12 protein-coding genes are annotated in these 19,960 nt (G+C 70.3%); 1 reads left to right on the forward strand and 11 read right to left on the reverse strand.

From position 1 onward, the window contains the following. Positions 1 to 33 precede the first annotated feature (33 nt). The 8 genes from IE244_RS37160 to IE244_RS37195 form a co-directional block, all read right to left on the reverse strand. Positions 34 to 1,458 carry a condensation domain-containing protein gene (locus tag IE244_RS37160; RefSeq protein ID WP_191877989.1) on the reverse strand — a complete coding sequence of 475 codons (1,425 nt, stop codon included), beginning with the start codon at positions 1,456 to 1,458 and terminating at the stop codon, positions 34 to 36. Further along, positions 1,455 to 2,282 (reverse strand): thioesterase II family protein, encoded by an 828-nt coding sequence (locus tag IE244_RS37165; protein WP_191877990.1) that lies wholly within the window; start codon positions 2,280 to 2,282, stop codon positions 1,455 to 1,457. Before IE244_RS37165 ends, IE244_RS37160 begins: the two co-directional genes overlap by 4 nt. 208 nt (positions 2,283 to 2,490) lie before the next feature. Further along, positions 2,491 to 3,702: a cytochrome P450 family protein gene (locus IE244_RS37170; RefSeq protein ID WP_191877991.1), complete on the reverse strand. Its 1,212-nt coding sequence runs from the start codon at positions 3,700 to 3,702 to the stop codon at positions 2,491 to 2,493. Between the two features lie 89 nt (positions 3,703 to 3,791). Next, the gene (locus IE244_RS37175; RefSeq protein ID WP_191877992.1) at positions 3,792 to 5,345 is read right to left on the reverse strand and encodes an amino acid adenylation domain-containing protein; all 1,554 of its coding nucleotides are present in this window, start codon (positions 5,343 to 5,345) and stop codon (positions 3,792 to 3,794) included. A gap of 74 nt (positions 5,346 to 5,419) precedes the next feature. Continuing rightward, a complete protein-coding gene (locus tag IE244_RS37180) occupies positions 5,420 to 10,135 on the reverse strand; it encodes a non-ribosomal peptide synthetase (protein ID WP_191877993.1) in 4,716 nt (1,571 codons plus the stop codon). Between the two features lie 305 nt (positions 10,136 to 10,440). Then, complete coding sequence (locus IE244_RS37185; protein ID WP_191877994.1) at positions 10,441 to 11,196, reverse strand: DUF4097 family beta strand repeat-containing protein; 756 nt, start codon at positions 11,194 to 11,196, stop codon at positions 10,441 to 10,443. Between the two features lie 6 nt (positions 11,197 to 11,202). Then, on the reverse strand, positions 11,203 to 11,847 hold the full coding sequence (locus IE244_RS37190; protein ID WP_031171250.1) for a response regulator transcription factor: 645 nt from the start codon (positions 11,845 to 11,847) through the stop codon (positions 11,203 to 11,205). Further along, a complete protein-coding gene (locus tag IE244_RS37195; RefSeq protein ID WP_229854672.1) occupies positions 11,838 to 13,100 on the reverse strand; it encodes a sensor histidine kinase in 1,263 nt (420 codons plus the stop codon). Before IE244_RS37195 ends, IE244_RS37190 begins: the two co-directional genes overlap by 10 nt. Positions 13,101 to 13,362: 262 nt before the next feature. Between IE244_RS37195 and IE244_RS37200 the strand changes: the two genes are divergently transcribed. Beyond that, on the forward strand, positions 13,363 to 13,677 hold the full coding sequence (locus IE244_RS37200) for a hypothetical protein (RefSeq protein ID WP_191877995.1): 315 nt from the start codon (positions 13,363 to 13,365) through the stop codon (positions 13,675 to 13,677). Here the strand turns inward: IE244_RS37200 and IE244_RS37205 are convergent. The 3 genes from IE244_RS37205 to IE244_RS37215 all read right to left on the reverse strand — a co-directional run. After that, positions 13,639 to 15,546 carry an AfsR/SARP family transcriptional regulator gene (locus tag IE244_RS37205; protein WP_191877996.1) on the reverse strand — a complete coding sequence of 636 codons (1,908 nt, stop codon included), beginning with the start codon at positions 15,544 to 15,546 and terminating at the stop codon, positions 13,639 to 13,641. The two genes, IE244_RS37200 and IE244_RS37205, sit on opposite strands and share 39 nt — an antisense overlap. Positions 15,547 to 15,950: 404 nt before the next feature. Further along, positions 15,951 to 17,216, reverse strand: coding sequence for an MFS transporter (locus IE244_RS37210; protein ID WP_191877997.1), 1,266 nt, complete (start codon positions 17,214 to 17,216; stop codon positions 15,951 to 15,953). Further along, the coding region (locus IE244_RS37215) for a serine hydrolase domain-containing protein (protein ID WP_191877998.1) at positions 17,216 to 19,960 on the reverse strand (2,745 nt) is incomplete at its 5' end. The genes IE244_RS37215 and IE244_RS37210, both read right to left, overlap by 1 nt.

Genomic DNA, 19,960 nt, shown 5'->3' on the forward strand with positions numbered 1-19,960 from the left:
AGCCGCGGTCCCTTCTTCCTAACGTGACAGTGCTCAGAGCAGAGCGGAGGGTTGCTTGTCGCGGGGTGCGCCACCGCGAGTGGGAGGGCGCCGGACATCGGCGCGGTCCCAGAGCCGGGCCGCGGCGACGCGCAGGTCCGGGGTCCGGGTGGCGATGTCCAGGGCCCGCAGGAAGTGCTGGGCCAGCCGCTCCACGGTCGCCCGCTCATAGAGCCGGCTGTCGTAGCGGAAGTCGACGGCCAGCGTGTCCTCGCCCTGGAGGACGTCGACGGCCAGGTCGACCTGCCCCTCCTGCTGGGGCAGGTGGTACGGGCTCAGGAGCAACCCGGCGTGCCGGGTCACGAGGTCGGGGCGCGTCGTGTCCAGCACGGGCCGCAGCTGGGCGTCGAAGCGGGCCGTCGCCAGCATGTTGAAGGTGATCTGGTACATCGGGGACCGGCCGGCGGTACGCGAGGCACCCGACGCGCGGGCGAGCAGCGAGAACGGATACCGGACCGCGTCCATGCTCAGCTTGAGCTGCTCGTCGGTCGCGCGCACCGCGTCGTTGAACGTGGTGGCCGCGCCGAACCGGGCCCGCAGGACGACGGTGTTCATGAAGTTGCCGACCACGTCGCGCATCCTGCTGCTCAGCCGTGTGGTGGTCGGCACGCCGAGGGCGAAGTCGCCCTGCCGGGTGTGGCGGTAGAGCACGCTCTGGAACACGCCGAGCAGGACGGCGTACGACGTGACTCCCGACCGCAGGGCGAAGGTGCGCAGCGCGTCGGCGAGTTCCGGGGGCACGGTCTCCCGCAGGGTGTCCCCCGTGAAGGACTGGGCCGTCGGCCTGGGGTGGTCGGTGGGCAGGCCGGCGGGCGTCGAGCCGACGCTCACACCGCTCCAGTACTCCTCCATGGCCCTGCCGCGGGCCGAGTCGAGCACCCGCGCTTCCTTGTCGACGTGATCGCCGTAGTCCGCGGTGGGCGGCAGCGACGGCGCGTCGGCTCCGGTGCTGAGCTCCTCGTAGGCCTCAAGGAGGTCGCGCAGCAGCAGCGTGTTCGACACGGCGTCGGTGGAGATGTGGTGTCCGGCCACCAGGAGCACCGCGTCCTCGGGGCTCCTGGTCAGCAGGACGAACCGGAACGGTACGTCGTCGCGGAGCGGGAAGGGGGCGTTGAGCTCGGCGCGGACGGCGGCGCGCAGCTCCTCGTCGTCGGCACCGGCGCAGGCGCGCTCGACCAGGCGGACCGGGCTGGTGGCCGACTCCACGCGTACCGGCCGGCCGTCGGCCTCGGCGTAGCGCGAGCGGAGCATCCCGTGCCGGGGGCCGATCGCCGTCACCGCCTCGCGCAGCGCCCGGACGTCGACGGCCGAGCGGACGCGGACCGCGATACCGGTGTTGTACGCGCCGCTGCCGGGCGCCAGTGCGTGGAGGAACCACTGGGCCTGCTGGGCGTGGGAGAGCGGGTGGGTGACGCTCATCGGGTGCCGCCGGTGCGCGGGGCGGAGGCGGACGGCACCGGCTGCCTGGTGCCGGCCGCCCGCACGGCTCCCGCCAGGCGGAGGTCGTCCTTGAGGTGCCCGACGATGTGCAGCAGCAGGTCGAACTCGTACCCCTCCAGGTAGAAGTGCCCGCCGGGGAAGCCGCGGAACTCGAAGGTCCCGGTGGTCAGGTCCGACCAGGCGCACACCGCGTCGGGCGGGCAGTCGGGGTCCTGGTCGCCGACGTAGGCCACGATGGGGCTCTTGATCTTCGTCAACGGCGGGTCGTAGGTCTCGACGAGGCGGAAGTCCGCCCGCAGCGTGGGGAGCGCGATCTCCAGCAGTTCGGGGTGCTCCATGGCGTCGGCGGTCGACAGGCCGAGCTGCTTCACCTCCGCGATCAGGGTCGCGTCGTCCTCGAGGTGCAGGTTCGACCGCTCGGCGCGATGCGGCGCCGACTGCCCGGACAGGAACAGCCGGACCGGCTGCACGCCGTACTTCTCGTCGAGCCGGAGCGCGACCTCGTAGGCCACCGCCGCGCCCATGCTGTGTCCGAACAGGGCCAGCGGCTTGTCGTCGTAGGGGCGGAGCGCGTCGGCTATCTGGTCGGCCAGGTCCTCCAGGCTTTCCGCGTACGGCTCGCCGAAGCGGGCCTGCCGGCCGGGATAACACACCGCCAGGAGTTCCATTCCGGACCGCAGATGGCGCGGCCAGCTGTTGAAGAAACTCGGCACCCCTCCGGCGTGCGGGAAACACACCAGGCGCAGATCGGGATCAGCGCTCGTGCCGTGTTTTTGGAACCATTTGCCGCCCGTACGGGTCACCGGTCTCCTCCAGGACAGCCGATATATGAACGTGGTCAGTGCGCGGGTCCACCGTGCAAGGAGCGCCTATACACCGGCTATATGGAATTCCGGGGAAGGCGCTGCCGATCACCGCTTCCGTAGCCCGCGTACCGGAACGGCCAGGCGATCCGCAGTCGTTCGCTGACGCTGCGGATCGCCTCGCCTCACTGCGTGGGTGCCGTGAGCGCTACCAGCGGAGGGGGAGCCTGCGCAGGCCGCGGAGCAGACTGGGCCGCCACTCGGGAGCGGCGGCGGTGTCGTCCAGGGCGAGGCGGGGGAAGCGCTGGAGCAGATCGGTCAGCGCCACGGTGGCTTCGAGCCGGGCGAGCTGTGCTCCGAGGCAGTGGTGGATGCCGTGGCTGAAGGCGAGTTGGGCGCGGTTCTCGGTGATGTCGCGGTGGATGTCGAACCGGTCGGGGTCGGTGAATCGTGAGGGGTCGCGGTTGGCGGAGGCCAGCGACAGCACCACGCGTTCCCCCTGCGGGATCGAGATGTCCGCCAGGGTCATGGCCTCGGCGGTGTAGCGGTAGGCGGCGACCTGGATCGGGGGTTCGTAGCGCAGTGTCTCCTCGACCGTGTTCTGCAGCAGCCCCGGGTCCGCGCGCAGGGCGGCGAGTTGGGCGGGGTCGCGCAGCAGCAGGTGGACGGCGCTGGAGATGAGGTTGACGGTCGTCTCGTGTCCGGCCACGAGCAGCAGGAAGGACATGCCGAGGAGTTCGTCCGGCGACAGGCGGTCGCTGTCCTCGTCCTGGGCGTGGGCGAGGACGTGCAGCAGGTCGGCGTCGTCCGCCAGGGGGCGGTGCCGCTTCTCCTCGATGAGGCCGGTGAGGTAGTCGGTCATCGCGGCCGTCGCGGTGGCCGCGACGGCGGCGGCCTGTGGGTCGGCGACGTCCACGAGCTTGTTGGACCAGCCGAGGAACGCCTCGCGGTCCACGGCGGGCACGCCGAGGAGTTCGCAGATGGCGGTGATCGGCAGGGGGATGGCGTAGGCGCCGACGAGGTCGGCGCCGCTCGACTCGGCCATGGTGTCGATGAGTTCACCGGAGATCTGCTCGATACGCGCGCGCAGCTGGTTGACGCGCCGGGCGGTGAACTGGCGGGCGACGAGGGACCGGAGCCGGGTGTGGTCCGGGGGGTCCGCCTTGAGCATGTTGCGGCCGACGGCGGAGTCCTGGTCGTCCTGGTAGGAGGCCGAGTGCCGGCTGTCGTTGCGCAGCCGGGGATCGGCGAGCGCGGTGCGGACGGCGTCGTAGGTGAGGACGAGCCAGACCGGCTGCCCGTCGGGCATGCGTACCCGCTGGACAGGGCCTTCGGCACTGAGCGCGCGGTACGCGGTGTAGGGGTCGGTGAAGAAGTGGGGGGCGGCGGAGGTCAGTTCAGGAACCTGACCGGTGTGCATGTGGCTCCTCAGCGGTCGGACGCCCCCGACGTGCGTGCGGTGAGGAGTCGCCGTAGCCCGGTCCTCGGGCCGGGCTACGGCGGCACGGCCTACCGGCCGGTCCCCGCCGGGCGACGGGCCCTTCGCCCGGGATCCGGCAGCGCGCGGTAATCGGTCTTTCCGCTGGTGTTCAACGGGATTCGGCCGATCGCCATGAACGTGGGGGGAATCATGTAATCGGGAAGGGTGGCAGCGAGATGCGCTCGAATGTCTGCCACATCGGGCCGGCGACCTGGTGTGGGGACCAGATACGCGACGAGACGCTTGTCACCGTCCTCTGACGAGCGAACGGTGACGACGGCATCACGGACATCGGAATGTTCGATCAGCCGTGCCTGGATTTCTCCAAGCTCGATGCGATAGCCCCGGATCTTCACTTGATCATCGATCCGGCTCATGAATTCTATCGTGTAACCGGAAGCCTGCCGTACCAGATCACCGGTTCGATACAGACGTGTTCCGGGCGCTCCGAAGGGGTTGGGCACGAACCGTTCCGCGGTGAGGCCGGGGCGGTTGGCGTAGCCCCGGGCCAGCCCTTCACCGCCGAGATACAGTTCGCCGGTCCCGTCGTCGGGAACCGGCCGTCCCGTGGGATCCAGCACATACGCCTGGGTACGCGCGAGGGGCCGGCCGAGGAGAACCCGGTCCGGTTCCTCGGGGACCCCCCAGAACATCGACCAGATGGTCGTCTCGGTCGGCCCGTAGACATTGGTCACCTTCGCGGCCCGGCGGCGGAGTTCCGCGGCCAGCTTCGCCGGCAGCGCCTCGCCCCCGACCAGGACGCGCACCGCCGGCCGGTCGAAGCCGCAGGCCAGCAGCAGCCGCCAGCCCGAAGGGGTGGCCTGCACATCGGTGACGCCGTGCGCGTCCATCAGCCGCAGCAGGGCCGTGGGGTCCTTGGCCTCGGCGTCGGACGCCAGCACCACCCGGCCACCGGACGCCAGCGGCGCGTACATCTCCACGCCCGAGATGTCGAAGGAGACCGACGTGCTCGCGAGCCAGGTGCCGCCGTGGCCCGCCCCGGCGTCGTCGAGGATGGAGGAGACCAGGTTGACCAGCGCCCGCTGCCTGACCATGACGCCCTTGGGGGTCCCGGTCGAGCCCGAGGTGTACATGAGGTAGGCCAGCTGCTCCGGATCGGTGTGCCGGTCCGGGGCGACGGGCGGCTGCGCCTCGACGTCCGCCCCGTCGTCGTCGAGCGCGAGGACGGCCCCGCGGTATCCGGGCGGAATCCGCTCGGACGACCGGGAGGAGCAGATGACCACGGGCGCGCCGCTGTCCGCGAGCATGTACTCCAGCCGCTGGACGGGGAGTGCGGTGTCGAGCGGCAGATACGCCGCACCCGCCTTCCACACGCCGAGGAGAGCGGGCAGGAGATCCCGTCCGCGCGGCAGGCACACCCCGATCGGGACGTCCGCCGCGGCGCCCAGCTGGATCAGCCGGCGGGCGATCCGGTTCGCCCGGTGGTCGAGTTCCCGGTAGGTGCTCGCCCGGCCGTCGGCGATCACCGCGACGGCCTCGGGCGCGGCGGCCGCCCGTGCTTCGATCAGGTCGGTCAGCAGCCCGGCGGGCGGCGTCGCGGCGTCGCGCTCCAGTGCGTTCATGGTTTCCCTTTCAGGCCCCTGCGGGTCCGGATCGTGGCAAGACGGCGAGGCGTCCGTGAGCCTCGATACGGCGCTCATTCAGGGCGGTGCGTGGTCCGCGCGTCGTACTCCCGCAGCTCGTCTTCGGACATCTGCTCGATCTCGGCCCTGATGTGGTCCTCGACGGCGGCGGCGAGGGACCGGACGGTGGGGTGTTCGAAGACGGTCCGCAGGGAGAGGTCGATGCCGAACTCGTCCTGCAGGGTCGAGGTCATCCTGATCGCGAGGATGGAGTGCCCGCCGATCTCGAAGAAGCTCTCCTGCACGCTGATCCGCTCCCGGCCGAGGATGTCCGACCAGATCTCCGCGATGTGCTCCTCGACCGGTGTGGCGGGGGCCTCGTAGCGGTCGGCGGAGCGGTCCACCGAGGGCAGGGCCTTGCGGTCGAGCTTGCCGTTCGGGGTCAGCGGAAGGGCGTCGAGGACGGCGACCGCGGAGGGCACCATGTAGGCGGGCAGCACCTCGGCGACCCGCTCGCGGACCGCGTCGGCGTCGAGCTGCCGGTCCGCGGCGCCCACCAGGTAGGCGACCAGCGACTTCTCGCCCTCCTGCGTCTCCTGGACGACCACGGCCGCACGGTCGACGCCCGGCTGGTCGGTGAGGGCCGCCTCGATCTCGCCGAGTTCGATGCGGTAGCCGCGGATCTTGACCTGGTCGTCGACGCGGCCCAGGAAGGCGATGGCGCCGTCGGGCAGGCGGCGCACCAGGTCGCCGGTGCGGTACAGCCGCGTCCCCGGGCCGCCGAAGGGGTTCGGGACGAACCGCTCGGCCGTCAGCGCGGGACGGTCGAGGTAGCCCCGGGCCAGGCCGTCACCGCCGATGTACAGCTCGCCGATCACGCCACCGGGCACGGGACGCCCGGTGTCGTCCAGGACGTGGGTCGTCATGTTCGGCAGCGGTGAGCCCAGCGGAACCGTGGTGGTCTGCTCCCCCTGGACCGGGTGGATGGTGGTGCCGATCGACGTCTCGGTGGGCCCGTACTCGTTGATCAGACGGCCTGGGCCCAGCAGCTCCAGCCAGTCGTTGGCGAGCTTGGCGGGCAGCGCCTCGCCCGCGACCAGCACCACGTTGGCCAGGCCCGCGGCCTGCTCCGGGCTGAGCTGGTGGCTCAGGAGGTCGAGGTGCCCCGGGGTGAGCTTGATGAAGCTGTACGGCCCCGAGGCCGCGAGCGCCTGCCCCAGGCCGGTCAGGTCGTCGAGGTCGGACAGCAGGTGCACCGGCTGGCCTGCCATCAGCGGCGCGTACACGTTGGTCGCCGGCAGGTCGAAGGCGATGGACGAGAACAGCGGTGCCCCGCCCTCGCCGACGACCAGGTCGCGGGCCGCCCAGCGCAGGTGGTTGGTGAGCCCGTGCTGGGTGACCATGACGCCCTTGGGCTTGCCGGTGGAGCCCGAGGTGTAGATCACGTAGGCCAGCCGCTCGGGGTCGTGGGACCTCGACGGCGGTGTGTCGGCGCCCTCGGCGAGCCACTCCGTCTCCTGGTCGACCGTCAGCCGGGCGCCCGGGAACGACCGCGTCAGCTCGGTCAGCCCGGAGGAGCTCACCAGGATCGACGCCCCGCTGTCGGCCAGCACGTGGTTCAGCCGCTCGGACGGGTTGGCGGGATCGATCGGTACGTACGCCGCGCCCGCCTTCCACACCCCGAGCAGGGACTCGATGAGCTCCGGTCCCCGGTGCAGGCACACGCCCACCAGGGTGTCGGGGCCGGCCCCGAGGGAACGCAGCCGGTGGGCGATGCGGTTGGCCGCGCGGTCCATCTCCCGGTAGCTGATCCGGCGCTGACCGGCCACCAGGGCGAGGGCCTCCGGGGTCTTGGCGACCTGGGCCTCGATCACGTCGAGGGCCGAGCTGGTGTCCCACTCGGTACGGGTGTCGTTCCAGCGGCCGGTGCCTTCGCCCCGCTCCTCGGCCGGCAGGATGTCCAGCGTGGACAGCCGGGAGGCGGGAGCCGCCACGGCGGCCGTGAGCAGCTGGACGAAGTGGCTCGCGAAGCGTTCGACGGTGCCGCGCTCGAACAGGGCTGTCGCGTACTCGACGACGCCGGTCAGCGCGCCGTCGTTCTCGGTACGCAGATACAGGGTCAGATCGGTCTTGGAGACCTGACGGTTGCCCAGCAGCAGATCGAAGTCGCCGTCCCCGGGCATGCCCCCGGAGACCTGGACGTCGTTGAAGTTGAACGCGACCTGGTAGAGCGGCGTCCTGGACAGGTCCCGCTCCGGGCGCAGCTCCTCGACCAGGTGCTCGAAGGGCACCTCCTGATGCGCGAAGGCCGCCAGGCTGGTCTCCCGCACCTGGTCCAGGGCGTCGGAGAAGCTCAGCCCGGGATCCAGCGGGCAGCGCAGCACCAGGGAGTTGATGAAGAACCCGACGACCGGCTCGGTCTCCGGCAGGGTGCGGCCCGCGACCGGGACGCCGATGCTCACGTCCCACTGCCCGCTGTACCTGGCCAGCAGCGCCGAGAACGCGGTCAGCAGCGTCATGAAGGGGCTGGCCTCGTGCCGTCGGCCGAGGCCGATCACCTGTTCCGCCAGCGGCGCGGGGATCCTGACGGGCACCAGTGCGCCGCGCGGGTCGCGCTCCGCCGGGCGCGGACGGTCCGTCGGCAGCTCCGCGGGGACCGCGCCGCGCAGCTCCTCGCGCCAGAACGCGAGGTCCTCGGTCAGGCTGTCCTTGTCCCTGGACTTGCGCTGCCACACCGCGTAGTCCGCGTACTGGACACCCGGGGCGTCCAGTTCCGGTTCCCGGCCCGCGTGGTAGGCCGCGCAGATCTCCCGGAACTCCCGTTCCAGCACGGTGGCGGACCAGCCGTCGCAGGCGATGTGGTGGACCGTGAGGAACAGCAGCTGTTCCTGACCGGCGTTGCCGTCCTGGTCGGCGCGGCGGGCCAGCAGCGCTCGCCACAGCGTGCCCGAGGCGAGGTCGAAGCCGGCCTCGAACTCCTCGCGGACCAGCCGCTCCAGGTTCGTCGGGCCGTCGATCACCCGCAGGTCGACGGGGCCGGCCGGCTCGATGATCTGCAGGGGCTCGCCGGCGCGGCTGATGTAGCGGGTGCGCAGGGACTCGTGGCGGGCCGAGAGCGCCTCCAGGGCCCGGCGCACCGTGTCCGGGGCGATGTCACCGGGCAGGCGCAGGAACAGGGGGACGATCCACTCCGCGCTGTCCGGGTTCATGGTGCTCAGCAGCCACACCCGTCGTTGCCCGAAGGACAGCGGGAGTGCCTCGTCACGGGCGACGGTCTCGATCAGCGCGCGGGCCGTCCCCGCGGTCCGCACCAGCTCGGCCTGCTGCTCCACCGTGACGGCCTGGTAGAGGTCCGCGAGGGCCACGTCCTTGCCGGTGGTCAGCCGGAGCTGTTCGGACAGCTTGGCCAGCAGCAGGGAGTAGCCGCCGAGCTGGAAGAAGTCGTCCGTGGCGCCGATGTCGTCGAGGTCGAGGAGCTCCGCCCACACCTCGGCCACGGCGCGCTCCTCGGGGGTGCGCGGCGCCACGTAGGGCGGGCGTTCGGAGTCGAGCAGCAGCAGGGGCTCCTCGTCCCACATCGGGTCGGCGTCGTCCTCGGCGCGGCCGAGGTGCTCCAGCGTCCCGTCGTTGCGCCAGCGGACGAGGGCGCCGGTGCGCAGCATCCGGCTTCCCGGCTCGCCGTCGGGGTCGGGCAGGAAACGCTCGGCGGTCGCGCCCGACCGGCCCGCCCACGCGCCGGACACGGCGACATGCAGTTCGCCGGGCAGGCCCGAGGGCAGGGGCTCGCCGAACTCGTCGAGCACGGCGACCCGCGTCCCGTCGAGCGGAGCTCCCAGCAGCGGTGCCTCGGCGCCGTGTCCGGGCTCTCCGTCGAGCAGGGTGACCGGGAGTCCGCACACGGCCTGGCCGTAACTGATCGCCAGGCTCGCCGTGGTCACGGCGGAGAGCCGTCGGTACGTCTCCGCGTCCGTGCCGGGGTCCAGATCCGGTGCGTCGGAGCGCACCAGGCGCAGGGTGGGGCACTGCGGCCAGCCGGACAGTTCCGCCAGACCGGCGAGCAGGGGGTGGGGGACGGCCAGTACCGTGCCCTGGAACTCCGCCACCGCCGTCGGCAGCGCCGCGGCGGCCGGTGCGTCGCCGAGTGCCGGGAAGACCGCCGTGGCGCCGTTCACCAGGGTTGCCAGCAGCGCGCCGTAGACGGTGGCCTCGTCGAGGGGGGCCCCGAAGACGACCCGGTCGGACGGGGACAGGTCGTGCTGCCCCGCCAGCGCGGGGGCGTACGCGGCCAGGGTCCCCCAGTCGACCACCAGACCGGAATCGCTCGCTCCGTAGCTGATGAACGCGGGATCGGCGGCGTGGTTCGCCTGGTCCCCCGCCTCGTCCGGACACGACGCGATCTCCTCCCGCAACATGTCCAGGCACAGCACCTCGACGCCGCTCTCCGGGTCGGGGGCGCTCGTGCTCACGCTCAGCAGAAGGCTGATCCCCGCATCGCGCGTGATCGACGCGAGCCGCTCGCCGGGGAGGGAGCCCGGCAGGAGGACGAACGCGGCTCCCGTCTTCCAGACGCCGAGGAGGGCCACGATCAGGTCGGCGGCGGACGTCAGCCGCACACCCACCGCCCTGCCCGGTCCAGCCCCGTGGCGCCTGAGGAAACAGGCCATTCGGCGGGCTTCCGTCTCGAATTCCCCATAGCTGATGTGACGACCGTCCGCTACGGCGGCAATGGCGGTCGGGGATTGCGTCGCATGCTGCGCGACGACGCGGTGCGGAAGCGTATGCCGGGTCACAACGGCTCCTGAGGTCAACAACGTAGGGACAGTGCACTCGGGGATCAGCCCGACAACGGAGCGGCAGTCCGCGGCTCAGCACACCGAACCGTCGGCCTCATGGCCGGCGGAGGTTCAAACGAGGCATGTCCGCACAGGCGTCGGTGATTCTCCGCTGCCGCATCGTCAGTGTGTGCGGGTGCTCTATATCGGCCCTATACGAGTGGGCACCCGCCGGTAAAGCAATACGCCGATGCCCGGGAGATTCGGATTCTCCCGGGCATCGGCGCGGTGGGCGGGGGAAAGGAGCGGCGGCGCGGTGCCCCTCAGTGCACCTGGATTCCTCCGCTGTGGGTCTTGACCGTGATCTGGTGCGGGGCGTTCCGGTCGACCGGGAGCTGGACGTCGGGTGTGGAGTCGGAACTCGTGGCGTCGATGTAGTAGCGGGAGCCGTGCGGCACGCGCAGGTCGACGGCCCCGTCGCCGGTCGCGATGTTCACGTCGGTCGGAGCGCTCACGAAGCCGGCGTCGACCGCGCCCGCGCCGGTGGTCACGCTGGCGCGCGCGGAACGGCTGTCGGCCAGGGTCACCGCGCCGTCACCGGTGTGCAGGTTCAGGGGACCGGACGCGTTGTCCACGTCGATGGCGCCGCTGCCCGTGCGCAGATCGAGCCGCCCCTTCAGATCGCTGGCGGAGATCGCCGGGCCACCGGTGTCCGCCTTGACGGCCAGGTCCGCCGGCAGCTTGATGTGGAGCTGCACCGAGCAACCGCCGCCGGGGCACGTGCCGACGACGGACAGGCCCTGCCCGGACTGCTTCACCGAGACCTGGGGGGCGCTGTCGTCGTACCCTCCGGTGGCCTTGACCTCAAGGTGCGACGAATCGCCGGGGCTCAGGGAGACGCCCATACCGTCGGTGTGCACCTCCAGCAGTTTCCGGCCGCTCGCGTCGGCCTGCCAGGAGTGGGTGTAGGGGTGGTTCGGACGCAGCAGTTCGACGGTACCCCAGCCGGCGAGAGCAATGACCGCGACGAGAACGGCGAGACCACCGTAAATGATTCCACGGCGCTTTTTCGATGCCATACTTTGTCAAGCTCCCAGATAGCGTAGAACAGCGAGTACCCGGCGGTGGTCCCCCGCTTCGGGCTGCAAGCCGAATTTGGTGAAGATGCTGCGGATGTACTTTTCCACCGCAGCGGCACCGATGACCAGTTCGGTCGCGATGCCGGCGTTCGAGCGGCCCTGCGCCATCGCGTTGAGGACCTCCCGCTCACGGGGCGTCAGTGACGCCAGGGGATCCCTTTTCCGGCTGCGCGCCAGCAACTGCTTGACCACTTCGGGATCCAGCACGGTGTCACCGTCGTTGATGCGCTGCAACGCGGCCACGAATTCGGCGGCGTCGGACACCCTGTCCTTGAGCAGATAGCCGATGCCGTTGTCGTTGCTGTCGATCAGGTCGAAGGCGTACCGCTCCTCCACGTACTGCGACAGCACCAGCACACCGACGTCGGGCCACCGGCTGCGGATCACGAGCGCCGCCCGCAGTCCCTCGTCGATGAACGTGGGCGGCATACGGACGTCCACCACACAGACGTCGGGCTCGTGCTCGGCCACGGCACGCAACAGCGCTTCGCCGTCACCGACCGCGGCAACCACATCGATGTCCTCCTCCTCAAGAAGCAGGACGATTCCCTCGCGCAGCAGCGCGGAATCCTCGGCGATCACTACCCGCATGGAATCTCCACCTCGATCACGGTCGGTCCACCGACGGGGCTGTCGACGCGCAGCCGGCCGTCCACTCCTGAGATCCGGCCCTCCAGGCCGGAAAGGCCGCTGCCGCGGGCGGGATCCGCTCCGCCCCGCCCGTCGTCGCCGATCGTCATGGTGAGCAGGTCACCCTCCCGTTTGATCTCCACCCAGGCACGGCTGGCCCCGGCGTGCTTGGCCACGTTGGTCAGCGCCTCCGTCACCGTGAAGTACGCGACGGCCTCGACGGTGGCCGAGGGCCGCGGTTCGGCGTCGACATCGAGTCGCACGGGTACGGGCGCCAGGGCGATGACGGCGGAGAGCGCCGCTTCCAGACCCCGGTCGGTGAGCACCGGCGGGTGCAGGCCGCGCGCCAGGTTCCGCAGTTCCGTGATGGTGTACAGCGTCTCGCGGCGGACGTCCTCCACCAGCTTGCCGGTCACCTCGTCCCCCGACTTCCTGAGCCGGGAACTGGCCCGGCCCAGCGTCATGGACATGGCCACCAGTCGTTGTTGCGCGCCGTCGTGGAGGTCACGTTCGATGCGTCGGCGTTCCGCCTCGGCCGCGTCGACGACCCGGGCCCGGCTCGCGGTCAGGTCCTGGACGCGCTGCCGCAGTTCCATGCCCGCGGGCCGCGACAGGAGGGTGCGCCCGAGGAAGCTGTCGAGGGCCATGAGGGGCCTGACCAGCAACGGCGAGAGCACCGCGCCGAAGAGCAGCGCCAGGCCCGCTACCAGCAGCATCGACGGCAGGCCGGCCAGCACCCACGGCCCGATCTGCACCTGCCCTCGGGGCAGGAGCTGGTAGTAGGCCGGCAGCAGCACCAGCATCAGCGGCACCGCCCAGACCAGCGCCACACCCACGGTGGTCACCGTCGACACCCCGATCAGCAGGGTGAAGTAGGTGACCAGCCGCCAGGTGCAACGGCTGCGCAGAAGCCCGGTGACGGACGCCAACGACCGCCACGACCACGGCGGTTGCGGCGGTTCGGAGATCCTCGCCCCGCAGGTGATGGCGAAGCGCATGCGTTCCAGGGCCGCGAGCTGGTAGAGGGCCCACCCGGCGGCCACGGTGACGGGCAGCCCCACCAGTCCGAAGGGCACCGCGCACAGCCCCGTCCCCAGGACCGTGAGCACGGCCAGGCCGGCCATGGCCATGACGCCGTCCAAGGCCAGGTGGGCGCAGACACGCCACAGAGCCGACGACGCCAGTGCCCGTAACGGGTTACGGGGCACCGTCACATCCGGCGTCCCGGTGCCGGCACCGTCGCCGTCCTGAACCTTCTGAGCAGTGTTTCCGGTCAACTCATCGCCCGACTCTCGTTCCGTGAGAGCTGGAGGAGGTGTCCACCTGTCTCACGCCGTTCCGTCGACAGGACCGTAGCCGAGCCGATGCGGGCAGGTCAGCGAGGAGATCCGACGGATGAGGGGTAGGGATAACCCGCCCAAGGGCTCGTGGGTTCACGTGGCCGACCGCGGGCGTTCGGAGCGGCACAGTGGAGGTATGACAGAGCGACAACTGACCGTGGGCAGCCAGTCGGCAGGACTCGACGAGCACGAGGTCGACCAGTTCCTCGTCCGCTACGGCGACACCATCGACGACCGCATCGGTGAGATCCTCGACGAGCTCCTTGAGGAACGGATGCGGCAGCATCAGCGCGTCCCCGTCCTGCCCTTGACGACCACGGTAGTCGCCGCCACTGTCATCTCCCTGATCCTTACGTGGTACAGCCCCTTGGCCGTCGCGGTCGTGTGGTGCGCGACCGCGGTGATCTGTGTGTCACTGACACACGCCGCTCGGCTGTCCAAGCCTCGGTAGTCGCACCGGGCTGGCCGCCAGCATGGTGACGGCGCGGCTCCACGACCGCGGCAGCGGGGTCAGGTGTAACGCCGCGGGAGTCTCCTCGACTATCTCGGCCGCCAAGAGATACAGCAGATCGTGGAGCCGGTAGAGCAGTCGCTCCTTGTGGTCCACGCCCGTGACGTTGAGAAGCCCCACGTCGACCAGGGCCTCCATCATCCGCTCGGCGCTTTCCACCGGCATCCGCAATCTGGCCGCGATCTCCTCGGGAGAGACCGCTCCTCGTCCCGTGGGCGCCAGATGGCACAGGAAGTCGCGGATTTCCGACGGCAGTCGGTTCACGGACAGATACAGACTCCGCCGTACATCGAGATCCCCCACATGCAACTCGTCGAGCGTGGTGCGGGGATTGCTCAGCCGGGCCACGAGCCGGGATGCGGACCATTGCGGCCTGGCCGCGAGGCGGGTTCCCACGATCCGCAGGGCCAGGGGCAGACCGGCGCAATGGGCGATGATTTTCTCTGTCTCGCCCGAGGTGCCGCTTATCCGCCTGTCGCCCGCCACCTTCGAGAGCAGCAGGAATGCATCGACATCGTCCATGGGATTCACCACGAGGGTGTTCGCCTCGGCGACACTGGCTATTCGGGTGCGCCCGGTGATGAGCACGGTGGGTTCCGCCGTGTTGGGCAGAAGCGGCTCCAGCTGCAGATCGCCGACAGCGTTGTCGAGGAAGACGAGGACCCGCTTGCCGAAGGTGGCGGCACGGAACAGCCGCACCAGGTCGTCCTGGCTCTCCCGGCACGCATCCGGCCGTTCACCGAGCGCCCGCAGGAGGGCGACCAGGATTTCCTTGGTCTCCTTGGGCTCGCCGTCCGCATCGCAGAGATTGACGTATATCTGCCCGTCCGGGAAGGCCTCGCGCATGTCGTGGGCGGCCTGCAGGGCGAGTGCCGTCTTGCCGACTCCGCCCATGCCGACCACCAGGAAGCGACGCGACGGGGCGTGCCCGATACGGTCGTCCGCCGGCCGCAGAAGACCGCAGAGGTTTTTCAGCAGTTCCTTCCTGCCGACGAAGTCCGGAAGGGCCGGCGGGAGACTGACCGGCGCCCCCGTGCGGACGACCGGCTGTACGTCGGCCTCGCGTTGCGGCGACGCGTCGAGGTCGCCGTTGAGCACCGCCTGGTACGCGTCCGTGAGCGTCGACGAGGGATCGATCCCCAGCTCGTCGGAGAGCACCTGGCGGCCCTCGTAGTAGACGTGCAGCGCATCGGCCTGCCGACCGCACCGGTACAGCGCGGTCATGAGATGGGCCCGCAGCCGTTCCCGTACCGGGTATGCGGCGACGAGGCCGGTGAGTTCCGCGATGAGTTCCTGGTGCATGCCGAGGGCCAGGTCAGCCTCTATGCGCTGCTCCAGTACGGTGGCCCAGGCCTCCTCCAGCTGCGGCACGTACGCCTGCGCCAGCTGGGGTGTGACATTGGCCAGCGCGCCGCCGCTCCACAGTGCGAGGGCCTCGCGCAGGGTCTGGGCCGCCTCCATGTGGCGCCCCTCTTCCAAGGCGGTCCCGCCGCAGCGCCCCAGGCGGTCGAACTCGGCCACGTCGACGCGGGCATCGCGGACGTCCAGCAGGTAGCCAGGCTGGCGGCGGATGAACTCCACCTCCGCGCCCAGCCTCTTGCGCAGCCGAGATATATAGGTGTAGATCTGCGCATTCACGGTCTTGGGCGGGTTCCATCCCCACAGAAGTGAGATGAGACGCTCGTCCGAGACCACTTTTCCCCGAGCCAGCAGCAGAGCCGCCAGCAAGGTGTTCTCCTTGGCTCCGGATAATTCTATTGGCTTTCCGCCCCTCTTGACTCCAACGGAACCAAGCAGCTGGAAATCCATACTTCCCCCGTCTATGCTGTAGATATCGCGTATCTCACGTAAAAGCGCAGTGCTGGCCACACTGCGTCCCAAAAGGGACAAGCCACCGTGATCGATACCAAAGCGAAAATACCACGCGAGAAGGAGCCCCCGAGCCCAAGCGCTTCTGCAGCGCAATGCAGGGGGTGAGGGCAGGGTCGAGTCGGAGCGTGCCGATAATTTAAGCGGTGCTCTCCAATCCTTTCCCTTCTCTTTCCTCCCCGTTTCCTTCCCTTGCCCTGACGCACCCGTTATCCGGGATTAACCAGGTCAGCTTCATGCTACCACTCCATGCAGATGGCATCCATGTGGGTTCTGTGAGCCTATGCGCTGGAAATCGGACAGGGCCTCGGACGGAAGACGACCAAAAACGGCCGCTCACCTTGCTATGTGCGACCTGCTTCATCCGCCGCACCCTCGGCGGGAGTCAGCGTTACGGCCACCAATACAGTCAGGAACAGGACGAAAGCACCGACGACGATACTGGTCGCGGTGACACCGAAGCACTCGATCACGTACCCGCCGGCCACCGCCCCCACCGCATTCGCGCCGGACAAGAGAAAGCTGCTCGCACCGCTGACCCGTCCCTGCAGCTCATCCGGAGTGATCCGCATTTGGTACACCGCACCAATGACGTTGAACAGGCTCGCCACATAGGAAATTCCGGCCAAGATGCAGGCAAGGGCCACCGGATCACTCGTGGCCACGGCCAGCGGTATGAGCATCGTCCACAGCGCGAAACCGACCACCATCGAGCGGTGGAAAGTCAGCCTGCGGGTGGCCCAGGGCGCGTGGAGCGCGCCCAGCACCCCGCCCACCCCGCCCGCGCCGAGCACGACGCCGACGACGGTGGGAGAGTGCCCGCCCTTGCGGATCGTCACCATCACGGCCAGCAGGAGCACCTGGAACACCAGGTTGCTCCCCGCGAACACACCGGTGACACGTCTGGCGTACCTGCGCTGCCACAGCCAGCGAAGGCCCTCCGTGATGTCGACGTGAAGAGGCTGCCGCGGGGCGGGGTGCGGTGGCTTGAAGCCCCGTCTGAGCAGGAGGAGCAGCAGCACGGCGACGGCGTTCGCGACGGCGTTGACGGCGAAGGGCAGCCATCTCGCCAGCGTGAACAGCAGACCGCTGCCCGGCTGGCCGAGCAGTCCGATCGCGGCTCCGCGCACCTCGTTCTGCGCCATGGCCTCGGGCAGTTGTCCCGGGGCCACCACATGCCGGACCATGGCGCGCTCGGCCAGCTGGCCCACCAGCACGAGCGCGGCCTGGACGAACGCCGCGACCATCAGGCCCGGCAGCCAGAACCAGCCCCCGGCCTCGGCCGCGGCGACGCCGCCGACCGCGAGGAGGCCGACGACGTCACACCAGAGCATCAGCCTTCTGCGGTCCACACGGTCGACCAGCGCACCGGCCGGCAGCTGGACCAGGAAGCTCGGCAGCGCGGCGGCGAACGTCACCAGTCCGGTGTCGCTCGCCGAGCCGGTGTGCCACAGGGCCAGCAGCGGATAGGCCACCATCGTGAACGAGGTACCGAGCCGCGAGATCCCGGAGCTCACCCACAGCCGGATGAAGTCGGCGTTCTTGCGCAGGGGCGGCACGCTGCCGCCGGCCGTGACCGACTGCTCGGTCACGGCCGTGGGCTCCGTCATCAGTCCCGGCCCGATCCGTCGGCGTTGCCCTGCTCCCGCCGCGCGGCCTCGTCCATGGCCCGCTGCCAGACCCCGGCCATCCGGGTCCGCCCGGACAGCACGGTGGCGATGAGGTGCTTGACCAGTTCACGGCCGCTCACCGAGTTGCTCAGCATCACCAGGCCGAGCCCGGAGTGCGCGCGCATCCAGGTCATCGCCTGGTAGCCGGCCGCCTGTCCGCCGTGGCCGAACTCCATGTCGCCACCGGTGGTGTCGATGATGGTGCTCCAGCCGTAGGCACGATCGGACTGGGGTGTGAGCATCTGCCGCACCAGCTCGGTGTCGACCAGGCCCGCCTCCCGCCCCAGGTAGCCACGGCGCACTTCGGCGGCGAACCCGGCGAGGTCGGCGGCCGTCGTCCACAGACCGCCGCCGGCTGCCTCCGGGTTGACGTAGTAGCCGTCGGACATCTGCCTGCCCACCTCGTCGTGGCCACGCGCGAACCTGCGACCGGCGGTGTCCGGGAACCGCGGGTCGAAGCTGCTGTCGTTCATGCCCAGCGGCTCGAAGACCAAGCGGCGGGTGAGATCGGGGTACGACTCCCCCGTCAGGTCGACCATGACCTGCTGGAGCACGGAGAAGCCGGTCAGGCTCTTCCGGAACACCTTGCCGGGAGTCTCCTCCATCGCGACCGGCGGGGTCTTGGCCGGAGGACGCCCGTTCAGCACGTCCAGCAGCGTCGGCACCGGATCGAACCGGTGATACCCGTCGGCGAGAGGCGGATGCTGGGCGAACCCTCCGAGGTTCGCCAGGAGCATCCTCGCCGTGACCGGGTGCCCGGGTTCGGAAGGAACCTGCCACGACGTCAGGTACTCGTTGAGATCCCGGTCGAGGTCGAGCCTGCCCTCCGACACCAGCCGCAGGACCGTGAACGTCGTCACGTGCTTGCTGATCGAACCGGCGGCGAACACGGTGTCCGGGGTGACCGGCTCGGAATCCACGGCACCGACCCGGCCGAAGCTCCTCACCTCGGCGGCCGCCCCGTCCTGGAGCAGAGCGAGGCTGACGCCCGGGATCTCGTGCTCGGCCATCACCTTCTCCACCTCGGCGACGGTCGCCTGGAAGGCCGCCGGCCCGGAGCGCCGGGCGCCCCTGCCGACAGCACCGGCACCCTGCCGCAGCACCGCGCTCAGCTCGTCCACCTGCTCGTCGGCCAGTCGCTGGACGGTCCGCGGATCGTGCACGGCCGTGCTGTGGGTCCACCGGAGATAGAGCTGGTCCCCGACGAGGTATGCCTCGACCTCCAGCAGATGCGCGCGCATCGCGTCATCGGCACCGACCGGTGCGACCCGGTCCGGGACGAACGCCAGCGTCGCGTCACCGCCCGGCGCCTGCCGCGGAGCGAAGGTGAAACCGACCTCCGGCGCGGGCAGCGTGGCCAGTTCCTCCGCCACATCGGCGTCGGGCGCCAGATGGCGGAGCAGCCCGTATCCATGACTCGGCTCCGGAAGGGTGCGCAGCTGCCGTGCCACCGACCGCAGAGCGGCCGTGGCGTCGCCGCCGCCCGGAACACGCAGCGACACCGGGAAGCTGTCGGTCAGCGGACCGACCGTACGGGCCAGGGCCTCACCGCGGTCCGGGTCGTGGCGCGGGTCGACGGTGACGTCGATGTCCACGCGCTCCGCTCCGGCCCAGCGGGCCAGTGTCCGCGCCAGCGTGCCCAGCAGCAGATGCTCGGGGTGCGCGTCGTCCAGCAGCACACCGGTCAGTTCGGCCGACAGGGTCGCGGTGACGCTGCCGCCGGTGACGTTCGTGTTGTGCTCCCCCGCGTGGTCGACGGGCAGGGCCGTCGCATCGGGCCGGTTCAGCCACACACCGGCCTGATCCAGCACCTCGTCGGAGAACGCCTGCTCCGCCATCTCCCGCGCCCATGCGTGCAGGGGTGTGACCACCGCCGGCAGGGTCACCGGCCGCCCTTCGGCGCTCTGCCGGTAGGCGACGTTCAGGTCGCCGAGCACGATGGACCACGAGTGCGGGTCGAGTGCCGAGTCGAGGGCCGTGAGCCACAGCTCGCCCGGCGTCCCCTCCTCGAACCGGACCAGTGTTCCCCGGATCACCGAGCCCTGCCCGGCGTCGAGGGCGGCACGCGCCTGGGCCAACACCTCGGTCATCGCAGCCGGCCGGTCGTCGGCGGACACCCCACCCAGGTCGAGTACGCGAACCAGCGCCTCGTCCGGCAGCTCCGCCAACTGGGCCCGCGCGCCGGGACCCTGGCCGCTGTACCTGAGACGGAGAGCCTCATGGTGCTGCACCACTTCCCGCAGCGCCCGTTCGAGAGCGTCGGCATCAGCCGCCCCACTCAACGGCAGCCGGACCGTCCGGCCTCCCGAAGAGTCGGTGCCCAGCCACTTGAGGTGACCCGGCAGCAGCGGCATCCCTTCCTCGACCGGGAAGCGGTCCTCGTCCGACTCGATCATCTGCGCCAGTTCACCGAGGCTCCGGGCCTGGAGCACCAGCCACATGGACAGCGGAACCCCGGCCTCCTGAGCAACGGACAGCAGTCGTACCGCGCGGATGGAGTCGCCGCCGAGGTCGAAGAAGCTGTCCTCGACACCGACCCGTTCCACGCCCAGGACCTCGGACCAGATCGCGGCGAGCCGCTCCTCCAGCGGGGTGCGCGGGGCCACGTAGTGGCTCGCCGAGAACATCTCCGCCTCGGGAGCGGGCAGCGCACGGTGGTCGACCTTGCCACTGTTGGTCAGCGG

Source organism: Streptomyces filipinensis (genome assembly GCF_014649495.1).
Taxonomy (GTDB): domain Bacteria; phylum Actinomycetota; class Actinomycetes; order Streptomycetales; family Streptomycetaceae; genus Streptomyces; species Streptomyces filipinensis.

Bases quoted from the DNA above. Each gene is read 5' to 3' on its own strand.
- IE244_RS37160 (WP_191877989.1), bottom strand. From the start codon at position 1,458: ATGAGCGTCACCCACCCGCTCTCCCACGCCCAGCAGGCCCAGTGGTTC.
- IE244_RS37170 (WP_191877991.1), bottom strand. From the start codon at position 3,702: ATGCACACCGGTCAGGTTCCTGAACTGACCTCCGCCGCCCCCCACTTC.
- IE244_RS37175 (WP_191877992.1), bottom strand. From the start codon at position 5,345: ATGAACGCACTGGAGCGCGACGCCGCGACGCCGCCCGCCGGGCTGCTG.
- IE244_RS37185 (WP_191877994.1), bottom strand. From the start codon at position 11,196: ATGGCATCGAAAAAGCGCCGTGGAATCATTTACGGTGGTCTCGCCGTT.
- IE244_RS37190 (WP_031171250.1), bottom strand. From the start codon at position 11,847: ATGCGGGTAGTGATCGCCGAGGATTCCGCGCTGCTGCGCGAGGGAATC.
- IE244_RS37200 (WP_191877995.1), top strand. From the start codon at position 13,363: ATGACAGAGCGACAACTGACCGTGGGCAGCCAGTCGGCAGGACTCGAC.
- IE244_RS37205 (WP_191877996.1), bottom strand. From the start codon at position 15,546: ATGGATTTCCAGCTGCTTGGTTCCGTTGGAGTCAAGAGGGGCGGAAAG.
- IE244_RS37210 (WP_191877997.1), bottom strand. From the start codon at position 17,216: ATGACGGAGCCCACGGCCGTGACCGAGCAGTCGGTCACGGCCGGCGGC.